Source organism: Streptomyces sp. NPDC052773, from assembly GCF_044547145.1.
Lineage (GTDB): Bacteria > Actinomycetota > Actinomycetes > Streptomycetales > Streptomycetaceae > Streptomyces.
Genome location: NZ_JBITZX010000003.1, coordinates 478,075 through 491,093 on the forward strand (window position 1 = coordinate 478,075; position 13,019 = coordinate 491,093).

Sequence of the window (13,019 nt, forward strand, 5' to 3'; positions counted from 1 at the left end):
CCCCCCCCCCGGGAGAAGCGGGAGGAGCGGGGCCCTCGGGCCGTCGTGGCGGCTACTCCGACTTGATCGCCGCCAGCATGTTCAGCCGGGCCGCCCGGCGCGCCGGCCACAGCGCCGCCAGGATGCCGACCGTGGCCGCCAGCAGCAGGAACACCGCGATACGGGCCCACGGCAGGACCAGTTCGTACGTCGCCAGGCTGTCCGCCATCAGCTCTCCGGCCGCCCAGCCGAAGAACACCCCGAGGCCGATGCCGAGGACCCCGCCGAACAGCGAGATGACCAGGGACTCCAGGCGGACCATCCGCTTGATGCCGGTGCGGTCCAGGCCGATCGCGCGGAGCATGCCGATCTCCTGCGAGCGTTCGAACACCGACATCGCCAGGGTGTTGATGACCCCGAGGACGGCCACGATCACCGCCATGGCCAGCAGGCCGTAGAGCATGTTCAGCATCATCGTGAACATCTGCGCGATCTCGTTGGAGATGTCCTGCTTGTCCTGGACCCGGACGGCCGGGTTGGAGCCGAGGGCCTTCTCCAGCCGGTCCTTCGTCGCGGGCGAGGCGCCGTCGGCGGTCTGCACCATGACCTGCATGTCGGCCGGGTCGCTCTGGTGCGGGGCGAGCGTGGGCAGGTCGAGCATGATGCCGCGCATCATCTCGTTGGGCCGGTAGACGCCCGCGACGGTCAGCCGCTCCTTCTCGCCGTCCTCGAACGACGCGCTGAACACCGATCCGGCCTTCCAGCCGTGCGCCTTCGCGGTGTCCTCGTCCACGACCACCCGGTCGCCGCCGACCTCGAACCTGCCGTCCGCGACCGGCAGCTCCGTCAGGTCGCCGATGGTGGCGCCGGTGACACCGGTCAGGAACTCGGTCTCCCCGTCGATGCGCGCGGGCGCGTTGCGCAGCGGGCTGGTCGCGGTGACGCCCTCGGTCGCGCGCAGCTTCTCGTCGACGTCCGGGGAGAGCGGGGTCCGGTTCGCCATCGAGACGACGTAGTCCGCGCGGATCGCGTCCGAGGCCATCTTGTCGATCGCCTTCTGCAGGCTGCCCGCCATCACCGTCATCCCGGTGATCAGGGTCAGCCCGATCATCAGTGCCGAGGCGGTGGCGGCCGTACGGCGCGGGTTGCGCACCGAGTTCTGGCGGGCCAGCTTGCCCGACACCCCGAAGACCCGCAGCACCGGCGCAGCCGCCGCGATCAGCGGCCGGGACAGCAGCGGCGTCAGCACGAACACCCCGATGATCAGCAGGCAGGCGCCCAGACCCATCGGCGCCTGGCCGTCCGAGCCGCCCATGGAGGTCGCCGCGAGGACGACCGCGACACCCGCCCCGGCGAACAGCGCGCCGATCGTGTTGCGCAGTACCAGCGACTTCACCGTCGCCTGGGCGTGCACGCTGCTCATCGCGGCCACCGGCGGGATCTTCGCCGCGCGGCGCCCCGGCAGCCAGGCGGCCAGCATGGTGACGAGGACACCGACCGCGAGCGCGGCGGCGATCGTGCCCGGGGTGACGACCAGCGGCCCGTCCGGCACGGTCTCGCCGAGCGAGCCCATCAGGGAGCGCAGACCCGCGCCTATGCCGATGCCCGCGACCAGTCCGGTCACCGCGGCGACCACACCCACCACGAACGCCTCGATCAGCACCGAGCGGGTGACCTGGCGGCGGGAGGCGCCGACCGCGCGCAGCAGCGCCAGCTCCTTGGTGCGCTGGGCGACCAGCATGGTGAAGGTGTTGGCGATGATGAAGGTGCCGACGAAGAGCGCGATCCCGGCGAACACCAGCAGGCCCTGCTTCAGCCCGCTCATCGAGGAGGCGATCATCTCCGCCTGGTCGTCGGCGAGCTGCTTTCCGGTGGTGGTCTCCACGAGACCGGCGGACAGCGCCTTGTCCAGCTGCGCCTTGAGCGCGCTCTGGGTGACGCCCGGCTTCGCCTTGACGGCGATCTGGTCGTACGTGCCCGTCTTGCCGAACAGCCGCTGCGCGGTCGCCGTGTCGAACAGGGCGAGGCTGCCGCCGGCGGCGACGTTGCCGTCGTCGGTGGTGAAGACGCCGGCGATCCTCGGTGTGAGGACCGGGCCGTCGACCGACAGGCGCAGGGTGTCACCGACCCGGTAGCCGGTGCGCTCGGCGGTCTTCGCGTCGATGACGACCTCGCCGCGGCCCTTGGGGGCGTGGCCCTCGACGAGCGGGTAGCGCGGGTCGTCGGTGCCCCAGTAGTTGCCGCCCTGCGACTGGAAGCCGGTGCCGACCAGCTTGCCGTCCTTGTCGGCGAGGGCGGTGAAGCCGGTGACGACGCCGATGGCCGACTCGGCCCCCGGCACCCGCGCGCTCCTGTCGAGCAGCGCCTGGGTCAGCTCCGGGGTCTTGCCGAGGGTGTCGCCGTCGTCCTCCTGGTACTCGGGGTCCACGGCGACGTCGACCTGGTCGAACCCCTTGGCGGAGCTCTTCTGGTAGGCGTCCGAGATGGTGTTGGTGAAGACCAGGGTCCCCGACACGAAGGCCACGCCGAGCATCACGGCGAGCACGGTCATCAGGAGCCGGGCCTTGTGCGCGAGCACATTGCGCAAGGCGGTACGGAACATCGTTTCTTCTCAGTCCAGGGTGGGGGAGGGCGGGGAACGGCGTCGGTGCGTCAGCTGGTGCGGCCCTTGCCGTCGAACCGCTTCATCCGGTCCAGCACCGACTCCGCCGTCGGCCCGTACACCTCGTCCACGATCCGGCCGTCCGCGAGGAACACCACGCGGTCCGCGTACGCCGCCGCCACCGGGTCGTGGGTCACCATCACCACCGTCTGCCCCAGCTCGCGCACCGAGTTGCGCAGGAAGCCCAGCACCTCGGCGCCGGAGCGGGAGTCGAGGTTCCCGGTCGGCTCGTCACCGAAGATGATGTCCGGCCTGGAGGCGAGCGCCCGGGCGACCGCGACGCGCTGCTGCTGGCCGCCGGAGAGCTGGGAAGGGCGGTGCCCGAGCCGGTCGGACAGGCCGACCATCCGGATCACCGTGTCCAGCCACTCCTTGTCCGGCTTGCGGCCCGCGATGTCCATCGGAAGGGTGATGTTCTCCAGCGCGGTCAGCGTGGGCAGCAGGTTGAACGCCTGGAAGATGAAGCCGATCTTGTCCCGGCGGAGCCTGGTGAGCTGCTTGTCCTTCAGCGAGCCCAGCTCCGTCTCACCGATGCGCACCGAACCGGAGGAGAAGGTGTCGAGGCCGGCCACGCAGTGCATCAGCGTGGACTTGCCGGACCCGGAGGGACCCATGATCGCGGTGAACTCGGCCTGCCGGAACTCGACGGAGACCCGGTCGAGGGCGACCACCCGGGTCTCGCCCTGCCCGTAGATCTTCGACAGCTCCGTGGCGCGGGCGGCCACCGCGGTGGTCCGGTCGGCGAGGGGAGTCGTGGTCACGGCAAAGGGCTCCTGTCGGGACGGGGATCGAGGTACCCGTCCATCGTTGCGGCCGTACGGCGCCGTGTAGTCAGCCGCTGTTCCGGTTCCGGGGGGCGACTCCGGTCGGACCGGGAGGGGCCCGCGTCATACCTGGGGATGACGGGGACCCTGAGAGACCGCCGGGGGGGGCGGAGGGGGCGTGCCCGAGCGGGTGATCGTGTCGAGAACAGGTGGAGTGCCCTTGTTCGGGCGGTGAAATTCCGTCATTCCGCATACGCGGGCGGGCGTCACACGCAAGGCTATTGGCAAGTGCGGATGGCGCGTTCCGAGTGCTGATGCACCCTCAGACGTCAATAAAATAAGACAACATCGGGCCGTCGTTCCGCTGTTCGGGGGACGCGTCCCGTTAGGCTCGGAACCTCGACGCGGAGCCCATGGCCTGCCCGGATGGTGGAATGCAGACACGGCGAGCTTAAACCTCGCTGCCCCTCGCGGGCGTACCGGTTCGAGTCCGGTTCCGGGCACCTCCGACGCCCTCGGATCGTGTGCACCATGCACCGAAGTCTCGTGTGCACCATGCACCGAAGTCTTCCCCGAGTCGTCATCACACCGCCCCCCCGGGCGGCGCTCACCGCCCCCAGGGTGACGAGATCGTCACCGTGGGGCCACGGTTCGGTCCCTCACATGCCGGGAATCACCCGGCCGCGTAGCGTGTTGCGCAGCAAGTGGAGGGAAAGATCCTCCCCAAGCACTAGGGTCATTCCTTTGCCTGTCTATTACTCTTGAGCCAAGGCTACGCAGGGTGGCCATGGAGGAGTGAAATGAGGAGCAGCAACCCGGTCTTCTCGCGACGGGGGTTCAGCCGCGACAACGGCTACGCGGGCTTCAACACCGCGCCGCAGGCCGGGGGCGCAGCGGTAGGCACGCAGGGCAACCCGTACGCCACGGGCAACCCCTACGCGCAGCCCGGCGCCGGCGGCAACCCGTACGCGCAGAACCCTTACGCCCAGAACCCGTACGCCCAGGACGTGCAGCACGGCGCCCCGCCGCAGGCCCCGGTCGCCACCGGCAACCGGATGACGATGGACGACGTCGTCATGCGCTCGGCCATGACGCTCGGCACCGTCGCCGTCGGCGCCGTCCTGGCCTGGGCCCTCCTGCCGGTCTCGTCGACCAGCTACGGGCTCGCCATCGGCGCCGCGCTGATCGCCTTCGTCCTGGCGATGGTCCAGTCGTTCAAGCGCAAGGCGTCCCCCGCGCTGATCCTGTCGTACGCCGCCTTCGAGGGCGTCTTCCTCGGCGTGATCAGCGAGATGTTCAACACCCAGTGGTCCGGCGCGCCCTTCCAGGCGGTGCTCGGCACCATGGCGGTCTCCGGCGCCACGCTGCTGATCTACAAGGCCGGCTGGATCCGCGTGACCGCGCGCTACGCCCGGATCGGCCTGGCGATCGCCATGGCGTTCATCCTGGTCATGGCGGTCAACCTGCTGCTGGTCGTCTTCGGTGTCGCCGAGGACGGCGGACTGCGCAGCATGGGCCCGCTCGGTGCGATCGTCGGCATCATCGCGATCGTGCTCGGCGCGTTCTTCCTGACCCTCGACTTCAAGCAGATCGAGGACGGCATCGCCTACGGCGCGCCGCGCGAGGAGTCCTGGCTGGCCGCGTTCGGTCTGACCATGACCCTGGTCTGGATCTACATCGAGATGCTGCGGCTGGTCGCCATCTTCTCGGGCGACGACTGATCTGCCGTAGCCGGCAGGCGGTGACATGACGAAGGGCCCCGGGGCTGCCCCCGGGGCCCTTCGTCGTGCGCGCGCCCGGCCTTCAGAACCGGCGCGCGGCCCTCCTCAGGTCGTACTCGTGGATCAGCGCTTTGGCGTGGCCGTACGCGAGGTCGTATTCGTGGCGCAGCCAGCTGACCTTCTCCTCGAAGCGGAGCGCGGGGCCTTCTTCTACGGTGCGCAGCCAGTCGGTCACTTCACGACCGGTGCAATGGGGGATGCGGGCGAGCAGATTGCGGTGGGTCTCCTCGGAGAAGACTTGGGACATCGGCGCCTCCATACGCAAGGGGATGTAAGCCGGTCCTTCAGGTCACCGTGCCTGAGCGTTCGCCCGTTGGCAACAGTGCGGGTGGCTGTTGGAAACGGTCCCCGTGCGGGGCGTAGGGTCTCGGCGTGGTTGATACGACGCCTTTGACCCGTGCGGTGGATCACTTTGCCGATCGTCTGAGGGCCGCGCCGCAGAGCCGGTTGCAGCGGAGCGCGGCCGGGGCGGCTCTGGAGCTGGCCAGGGAGCTGGCCCGGTGGGCGCAGGAGCTGGAGACTCCCGGGGTGGAGCCCCGGGTCATGCCGGACGCGGGGATGTTCGCGGCGGCGGATCAGGTGAGTGTGGCCGCGCATGATCTCGCGGTCGTGTTGCGGAGCGACGCCGAGGTCGCCGAGGCGGTGCGGTTGGTGGAGGAGGCGCAGAAGAAGGCGGGGGTCTGAGGTTCGTCGGCGGGTGCGGGTGAGTGGGGGGTGTTCGCGCAGTTCCCCGCGCCCCTGAGGGGGGCACCGGCGCCGTTCGCCGAGACGAGCCCGGGGCTCTTCGGGAGAGCCCTCACAGGCTCGCTATGACCCTGTCCGCCAGGATGTAGACGTTCTCGTCGCCGCACTCGAAGGTGAGGGCGTACGCGCCGGAGATGCCGGAGCCGCCGAGGAGGACCGGGGTCTCGCCGGCCTGGAGGGCGGCGGCGAGGCGTTCGGCGGTCTCGCGGTGCCCCGGGGTCATGCACAGGGTGGTGCCGTCGGCGAAGACGTAGACGTCGAGGGTGCCGAGCGGGCCCGGGCGGACGTCGGTGAGTTCGGTGCGGGCGGCGGCCAGTTCCTCCAGGGTCGCGACGGTGCGTTCGTGGTCGTTCACGACCGGTGACGCGACCGGGACGAAGTCCGGGTGGGAGGGGTGGCGGCGCCGGGCGGCGGCCAGTTCGGGCGAGTCGCCGGGGAACTCGTCGGGCTCGGCGACCGGCTCCAGACCCACGAAGTCGGCCTGGCGCGGCAGGAAGAGGTCGCTGTCGGCGAGGGAGAGCAGCGACGGGGCGTCGGAGATGTCCCGGGCCTCCTGAGCGGCCCAGAAGGCGCGGGCCTCGGCCAGTTCGCGCTCGCGCTCCTCGGCCAGCGCCTCGGCCACGGCCGCGCGTATCTCGTCCGTGTCGGCGGTGGTGCGCGCGGCGGGCACGTGGGCGCGGGCCCCGCGGGCCGCGGCCAGCTCGGTGTGCAGGGCCGCGACCTGGCGGCGCAGCTGCAGAAGGGTGCGCAGGACGGCGACGCCCACGGCGCCGGTGGCGGCCGTGGTGACCAGCAGGGCGATCGGCATGGCGCTCACTGACGTACTCCCGGTTCAAAGTCGACCCCCGACTTCCTACATCAGCTTGAGGGGTGAACTAACCAGCTGTCAGTGCGTAACGTCACGAAACGGACAGGTTCTTGGGGTGGGGGTGTCCGGTGGTGCTGCTCTGACCTGCGGAGTTCCCTGTGCCGAGGGAGATAGGTCACATCCTGGGGGAGATTGGATCACAAAACGGCCCAGAACCCAGGAGGTTTCCGGGTTCCGGGCCGTCAGGTGACGGTGGGTGGTATGGCGGTCACCCAGGGGCGCCGCTCGGGCCGCGGTTCAGCTCAGGCGCTCGATGACCATCGCCATGCCCTGGCCGCCGCCGACGCACATGGTCTCCAGGCCGAACTGCTTGTCGTGCCACTGGAGGGAGTTGATGAGCGTGCCGGTGATGCGGGCGCCGGTCATGCCGAAGGGGTGGCCGACGGCGATGGCGCCGCCGTTGACGTTCAGCTTCTCCAGCGGGATGTTCAGGTCGCGGTAGGAGGGGATCACCTGGGCGGCGAAGGCCTCGTTGATCTCCACCAGGTCGATGTCGTCGATCGTCAGGCCCGCGCGCTGGAGCGCCTGCTTGGACGCCTCCACCGGGCCGTAGCCCATGATCTCGGGGGAGAGGCCGGAGACGCCGGTGGAGACGATCCGGGCCAGCGGGGTCAGGCCGAGCTCGCGGGCCTTGGTGTCGGACATGATGACCAGGGCGGCGGCGCCGTCGTTGAGCGGGCAGCAGTTGCCGGCGGTGACCAGGCCGTCGGGGCGGAAGACCGGCTTGAGGCCGGAGACGGCCTCCAGGGTGACGCCGGCGCGCGGGCCGTCGTCCTTCGAGACGACCGTGCCGTCGGGCAGCGTGACCGGGGTGATCTCGCGCTCCCAGAAGCCGTTCTTGATGGCCTCCTCGGCGAGGTTCTGCGAGCGGACGCCGAACTCGTCCATCTCCTGGCGGCTGACGCCCCAGAAGCGGGCCAGGTTCTCGGCGGTCTGGCCCATGGCGATGTACGGGTCGGGCAGGACGCCGTCCTCGCGCGGGTCGTGCCAGGTCGCGCCCTCCGACTGGGCGACGGAGGCGGTGCGGGCCTCGGCCTCGGCGAAGAGCGGGTTGTGGGTGTCGGGCTGGTCGGAGGTGCCGAACTGGGAGCGGGAGACCATCTCGACGCCCGCGGAGATGAAGACGTCGCCCTCGCCGGCCTTGATGGCGTGCAGCGCCATCCGGGAGGTCTGGAGCGAGGAGGAGCAGTAGCGGGTGATGGTGCAGCCCGGCAGGTGGTCCATGCCCATCTGTACGGCGACGACCCGGCCGAGGTTGTGGCCCTGCTCGCCACCGGGCAGACCGCAGCCGAGCATCAGGTCGTCGATGTCCTTCGGGTCCAGCTCGGGGACCTTCGCGAGCGCCGCCTGGATGATCGTGGCGGTGAGGTCGTCGGGGCGCAGGTCCTTGAGGGAGCCCTTGAAGGCGCGGCCGATGGGGGAGCGGGCGGCAGAGACGATCACGGCTTCGGGCATCACGGCTCCAGTGGCGTACGGGATGGATGGCAGGGCTGGTTGGGAAGTTACCCGTACGTATGCGCGCGGTCACGACGTACGCGGTGTGACATGGACCGCAACTTTCTAAGCGCTTGCTTGGTTCCCGGGGGCCCGGCTGCCGGACTCCGGGGCCCGGGCTGTCGGACTCCGGGTGCCCGTCCGTTCGGCTTCTAGCCGCCCGCCTGCCTCCCCGAGTCCGCGTGCTCGTCCAGGTGCTCCTCCGCCACCTGCCGCCTGCGCCGCCGCTTCAGCAGCGCCCACGGGCCGCGCGGACCCGTCGGCATCGCGGCGGTGACCTCCGTACCGGCCTCCGAGGCGGCCTCGGCGGCGGCGCGGGCGACCGGCAGGAAGCCCTCGCGGCGGGACAGGTCCGGACGCTCCTCCTCGGCCGGCCAGAGGCCCAGGGCGGCGCAGACGGTGGGCAGGACCGCCATCGCGGCGGTGGCGTACCCGTCGGCCGAGGGGTGGTAGCTGTCGGGGCCGAACAGCTCACGGGGGTTCGCGGCGAACTCGGGGCCCAGCAGATCGCCCAGCGACACCGTACGGCCGCCCTGCTCCACCACGCCGATGGTCTGCGCGGCGGCCAGCTGGCGCGAGACCCGGCGGGCCAGCCAGCGCAGCGGCTGCTGCACCGGCTCGATGGTGCCGAGATCCGGGCAGGTGCCGACGACCACTTCCGCACCGGCCGTACGCAGCCGTCGCACCGCCCCCGCCAGGTGGCGGACCGAGCGGGTGGGCGGCATCCGGTTGGTGACGTCGTTGGCGCCGACCATGATCACGCACACGTCGGGCACGGGCTGCGGCCCGGCCAGGACCAGCGCCACCTGCCGGTCGAGGTCGTCCGACATCGCGCCCGGCACCGCCACGTTGCGCAGCTCCACCGGCCGCTCCGCGACCGCCGCGAGCCCGGAGGCCAGCAGCGCGCCGGGCGTCTGCCCGGCCCGGTGCACGCCCTGCCCGGCGGCGGTGGAGTCGCCCAGCAGGGTCAGCCGCAGCGGTTCCTCGCCCGGGGTCCCGTAGCCGCCGCCGTACAGGCCGTCCGCCTTCGGTACGTACGGCGAGGAGCCGTTCGCCTGCACCTGGCGTCTGGCCATCTGCGCCTCGGCCAGCAGCAGGCCGACGAGCGCCGCGCCGACCAGACCGATGCCACCGCCGCCGTACGCGGCGCCGGCCGCGATCCGCCGCGCCACCCTCGCCCTCGACATGCTGGTCATGCGTCGCCGCCACCTCCTCGTTGCCGTACATCCACTCCTTGCCCCGTACCGGCCGTCCGCCAATCGCAACAGTGAGTGAACGACCGTTCCGGGGCTTAGGCTGGCGGCACCACGACCACTTCTTTTTGCAGCAACCGGAGACAACGGTGCAGTTCCACGACTCGATGATCAGCCTCGTCGGCAACACCCCGCTGGTGCGGCTCAACAGCGTGACCAAGGGCATCAAGGCGACCGTCCTGGCCAAGGTGGAGTACTTCAACCCGGGCGGGTCCGTGAAGGACCGCATCGCCCTGCGCATGATCGAGGCGGCCGAGCAGAGCGGGGAGCTGAAGCCCGGCGGCACGATCGTCGAGCCGACCAGCGGCAACACCGGCGTCGGCCTGGCGATCGTGGCCCAGCAGAAGGGCTACAAGTGCATCTTCGTCTGCCCGGACAAGGTGTCCACGGACAAGATCAACGTGCTGCGCGCGTACGGCGCCGAGGTGGTCGTGTGCCCGACCGCGGTCGCCCCCGAGCACCCGGACTCCTACTACAACGTCTCCGACCGCCTGGTCCGCGAGACGCCGGGCGCCTGGAAGCCGGACCAGTACTCCAACCCGAACAACCCGCTCTCCCACTACCACTCGACCGGCCCCGAGCTGTGGGAGCAGACGGAGGGGAAGATCACCCACTTCGTGGCGGGCGTCGGCACCGGCGGCACCATCTCCGGCACCGGCCGCTACCTCAAGGAGGCCAGCGACGGCCGGGTGAAGGTCATCGGCGCCGACCCCGAGGGGTCCGTCTACTCCGGCGGCTCCGGGCGGCCGTACCTCGTCGAGGGCGTCGGTGAGGACTTCTGGCCGACCGCCTACGACCGGACCGTCGCCGACGAGATCGTCGCCGTGTCCGACAAGGACTCCTTCCAGATGACCCGCCGCCTCGCCAAGGAGGAGGGCCTGCTGGTCGGCGGCTCCTGCGGCATGGCGGTCGTCGCCGCGCTGCGCGTCGCCGAGCGGCTGACCGAGGACGACGTGGTCGTCGTACTGCTCCCCGACAGCGGTCGCGGCTACCTCAGCAAGATCTTCAACGACGAGTGGATGGCCGACTACGGCTTCCTCGAGGACGCCGGTCCCAGCGCCCGCGTCGCCGACGTGCTGGAGGACAAGGAGCACGGCGCCATCCCGTCCCTCGTCCACATGCACCCGGACGAGACGGTCGGTCAGGCCATCGAGGTCCTGCGGGAGTACGGCGTCTCCCAGATGCCGGTCGTGAAGCCCGGCGCCGGCCACCCGGACGTCATGGCCGCCGAGGTCGTCGGCTCCATCGTCGAACGCGAGCTGCTGGACGCCCTGTTCGCCAAGCGCGCCTCCCTCGACGACCCGCTGGAGAAGCACATGTCCGCCCCGCTGCCGCAGGTCGGCTCCGGCGAGCCGGTCGGCGACCTGATGAACGTGCTCGGCCAGGCGGACGCCGCGATAGTGCTCGTCGAGGGCAAGCCGACCGGTGTGGTCAGCCGCCAGGACCTGCTCGCCTTCCTCGCCAAGAACGCCAAGTAGCCGAGGGGACGTCGCGGCGAAGCCGCGGTGAACCGCCGGTGACGGCGGCGAACTCGCGGTGACTCGAGGGGGTTTGGGCCGCGCGGAAGTGGTACGAGGGTGTCACGTCCGCGCAGCACCCGCTTAACACGGGACCGGCACAGTAGTGGGTGTCGGCAGGGGTGGGAGCGGCTCCCCGCTCCGACCGGCACCCAGCGGCGCCTAGGACCTCCGGAGCGGCTCCCGGACCTCCATGGACGCCACGGACGCGCAAGCCCGGCCCTGACCCGGCCCGCGTCCCTCGCGGGGACCGCCGTCGTCCCGCCCCCCGGAAACGGGGGTGCGGCGGTCCCCGCGCAACTCTTTCCCGCAGGGTCTTCCCCCGCTGGGCCTTCCCCTGCAGGTCTTTCCCCGGCGGGCTCAGTCCTCCCAGCCGGAGTCGTCGGCCCGCCGCCCGCGCCCGCGGAACAGGCCCGGGTGGACGCGGGCCGCCTGGACCGCGTTCACGCCCACGATCCCCAGCCACGCGGTGACCAGGCCGGACAGGCCCCCGATGCCCCCGCCGATCGCGGACAGCGGGACGGCCAGGACCAGCGAGACGATGCCGAAGCCGAAGCGCTCGCCCCAGGAGTCCGTGCCGTCCGGCGACCGGGTCTCCCGCGCCGCCGCCAGCTGCTGCTCGGCCAGCTGCCGCCGCACCCGGCGCTCGACCACGCCGTCGATGCGCTGGTCGACCTTCTCCAGGAAGGAGTCGACCAGCGCCGACTCGTACTCCTCGCCCAGCTCCCGGCGCGCGCGCAGGGTGGCGTCGAGTTCCTTCTTCAGGTCGGTGTCCCGCCCGTCCATTCCGGTCATGACCCCCACGGTAGGAAGCGGGGGACGCGGCGGCACTGGGGACAACCCCCCTGTTGCCCGGCTGCATAGGAGAATGCAGAGTTTCCGTTACCTGAATAGGCAGACCTGGTGACGCCAGACCTGGAGATGCCAGCCCTGGAGATGCCAGACCTGGAGATGCCAGACCTGGTGACGCCAGACCTGGTGACGCCAGACGTGGTGACGACGGACCCGGTGACAAGGGGGAGCACGGCATGAGCCCGACCGACAGCCCTGCCGCACGACTGCAGGCGCTCTTCGAGGGGCACCGGCTCACGCCGACCCAGCGCCGGATCGCGCACAGCATGGTGCGCCGCGCCGCCGACGTGCCGTTCCTTTCCAGCGTGGAACTCGCCGAGCTGGCGGGGGTCAGCCAGCCGTCCGTGACCCGCTTCGCCGTCGCCCTCGGCTTCGACGGCTACCCGGCGCTGCGCCGCCACCTCCGCGAGGTCGCCCCCGCCGAGCAGCCCGCCGCGGAGACCGGCGCGTTCAACGAGTACCAGCAGGCCGTCGAGGCCGAGATCGAGAACCTCAGGCACCTCGCCGAGGCACTGGCCGACCCGCGCCCGGTGCAGCGCGCGGGCCGCGTCCTCGCCGCGAGCCGCCCCCTGCCCGTCCTCGGCCTGCGCGCCGCCGCCGCCCAGGCCCACGGCTTCGCCTACTTCGCCGCCAAGGTCCACCCGGACGTACGGCTGCTCAACGAGGGCGGCACGATGCTCCAGGACCGCATCGACGGCGCCGTCCGCGCGGGCGCCACCGCCCTGCTCTGCTTCGCGCTGCCCCGCCACCCCCGCGAGGTCGTGGACACCCTCGGGTACGCCAGGGAGGCGGGCCTGACCGTGGTGACCGTCGCCGACTCCGCCTTCGCCCCGGTCGCCAAGGTCTCCGACCTGCTGCTGCCCGCCGCCGTCGGCACCGGCCTCGCCTTCGACACCGCCTGCGCGCCCATGCTGCTGGGGCGGGTGCTGCTGGAGGCGATGTGCGACGACCTGCCGGACGCCCAGGCGCGGCTCGAGGAGTTCGACACGCGGGCGGCGGCCCGGGGGCTGTTCGTGGAGTAGCCGGGCTTCCGGGGGTGTTCGTGGAGCGGCCGGGCTTCCGGAGGGTGCTCGTGGAGCAGCCGGGCTTCCTGGGGCGTCCGTGG

Annotated in this window: 11 protein-coding genes and 1 tRNA gene; 5 read left to right on the forward strand and 7 right to left on the reverse strand. The window is 71.3% G+C overall.

The genetic code is table 11. The features are described from left to right. Positions 1–52: 52 nt before the first annotated feature. Positions 53–2,581, reverse strand: a complete 2,529-nt coding sequence (locus ACIG0D_RS10135) for an ABC transporter permease (protein WP_399798017.1) — start codon at positions 2,579–2,581, stop codon at positions 53–55. Between the two features lie 50 nt (positions 2,582–2,631). Next, a complete protein-coding gene (locus ACIG0D_RS10140; protein ID WP_399798020.1) occupies positions 2,632–3,402 on the reverse strand; it encodes an ABC transporter ATP-binding protein in 771 nt (256 codons plus the stop codon). Positions 3,403–3,825: 423 nt separating this feature from the next. Here ACIG0D_RS10140 and ACIG0D_RS10145 point away from each other — a divergent pair. Together ACIG0D_RS10145 and ACIG0D_RS10150 are read left to right on the forward strand one after the other, a co-directional pair. Beyond that, a tRNA-Leu gene (locus ACIG0D_RS10145) sits at positions 3,826–3,908 on the forward strand. 297 nt (positions 3,909–4,205) lie between these two features. Then, positions 4,206–5,126, forward strand: a complete 921-nt coding sequence (locus tag ACIG0D_RS10150; RefSeq protein ID WP_365763464.1) for a Bax inhibitor-1/YccA family protein — start codon at positions 4,206–4,208, stop codon at positions 5,124–5,126. 82 nt (positions 5,127–5,208) lie between these two features. Here the strand turns inward: ACIG0D_RS10150 and ACIG0D_RS10155 are convergent, their stop codons facing one another. Continuing rightward, positions 5,209–5,433: a DUF4287 domain-containing protein gene (locus ACIG0D_RS10155; protein WP_365763462.1), complete on the reverse strand. Its 225-nt coding sequence runs from the start codon at positions 5,431–5,433 to the stop codon at positions 5,209–5,211. 125 nt (positions 5,434–5,558) lie between these two features. On the opposite strand from ACIG0D_RS10155, the gene ACIG0D_RS10160 reads away from it, so the two are divergent. Continuing rightward, on the forward strand, positions 5,559–5,870 hold the full coding sequence (locus ACIG0D_RS10160; RefSeq protein WP_399798025.1) for a hypothetical protein: 312 nt from the start codon (positions 5,559–5,561) through the stop codon (positions 5,868–5,870). A gap of 112 nt (positions 5,871–5,982) precedes the next feature. Here ACIG0D_RS10160 and ACIG0D_RS10165 read toward each other — a convergent pair whose 3' ends face one another. The 3 genes from ACIG0D_RS10165 to ACIG0D_RS10175 form a co-directional block, all read right to left on the reverse strand. Further along, a complete protein-coding gene (locus ACIG0D_RS10165; RefSeq protein ID WP_399798028.1) occupies positions 5,983–6,747 on the reverse strand; it encodes a hypothetical protein in 765 nt (254 codons plus the stop codon). 288 nt (positions 6,748–7,035) lie between these two features. Beyond that, entirely contained in the window at positions 7,036–8,253 is a 1,218-nt protein-coding gene (locus tag ACIG0D_RS10170; protein WP_399798031.1) for an acetyl-CoA C-acetyltransferase, read from the reverse strand. A 191-nt stretch (positions 8,254–8,444) separates the two neighbouring features. After that, entirely contained in the window at positions 8,445–9,488 is a 1,044-nt protein-coding gene (locus tag ACIG0D_RS10175; protein ID WP_399798033.1) for an SGNH/GDSL hydrolase family protein, read from the reverse strand. A gap of 146 nt (positions 9,489–9,634) precedes the next feature. On the opposite strand from ACIG0D_RS10175, the gene ACIG0D_RS10180 reads away from it, so the two are divergent. Next, a complete protein-coding gene (locus tag ACIG0D_RS10180) occupies positions 9,635–11,023 on the forward strand; it encodes a cystathionine beta-synthase (protein WP_399798036.1) in 1,389 nt (462 codons plus the stop codon). A 399-nt stretch (positions 11,024–11,422) separates the two neighbouring features. Here the strand turns inward: ACIG0D_RS10180 and ACIG0D_RS10185 are convergent, their stop codons facing one another. Beyond that, entirely contained in the window at positions 11,423–11,857 is a 435-nt protein-coding gene (locus ACIG0D_RS10185) for a hypothetical protein (protein WP_399798039.1), read from the reverse strand. A gap of 233 nt (positions 11,858–12,090) precedes the next feature. On the opposite strand from ACIG0D_RS10185, the gene ACIG0D_RS10190 reads away from it, so the two are divergent. Then, a complete protein-coding gene (locus ACIG0D_RS10190; protein WP_399798041.1) occupies positions 12,091–12,936 on the forward strand; it encodes a MurR/RpiR family transcriptional regulator in 846 nt (281 codons plus the stop codon). The last annotated feature ends 83 nt before the right edge of the window (positions 12,937–13,019 follow it).

What these genes read in the sequence shown, in the direction of transcription:
- ACIG0D_RS10135 (WP_399798017.1), bottom strand. Translation starts at nt 2,581, where the DNA reads ATGTTCCGTACCGCCTTGCGCAATGTGCTCGCGCACAAGGCCCGGCTC.
- ACIG0D_RS10150 (WP_365763464.1), top strand. Translation starts at nt 4,206, where the DNA reads ATGAGGAGCAGCAACCCGGTCTTCTCGCGACGGGGGTTCAGCCGCGAC.
- ACIG0D_RS10155 (WP_365763462.1), bottom strand. Translation starts at nt 5,433, where the DNA reads ATGTCCCAAGTCTTCTCCGAGGAGACCCACCGCAATCTGCTCGCCCGC.
- ACIG0D_RS10170 (WP_399798031.1), bottom strand. Translation starts at nt 8,253, where the DNA reads ATGCCCGAAGCCGTGATCGTCTCTGCCGCCCGCTCCCCCATCGGCCGC.
- ACIG0D_RS10175 (WP_399798033.1), bottom strand. Translation starts at nt 9,488, where the DNA reads ATGACCAGCATGTCGAGGGCGAGGGTGGCGCGGCGGATCGCGGCCGGC.
- ACIG0D_RS10185 (WP_399798039.1), bottom strand. Translation starts at nt 11,857, where the DNA reads ATGACCGGAATGGACGGGCGGGACACCGACCTGAAGAAGGAACTCGAC.
- ACIG0D_RS10190 (WP_399798041.1), top strand. Translation starts at nt 12,091, where the DNA reads ATGAGCCCGACCGACAGCCCTGCCGCACGACTGCAGGCGCTCTTCGAG.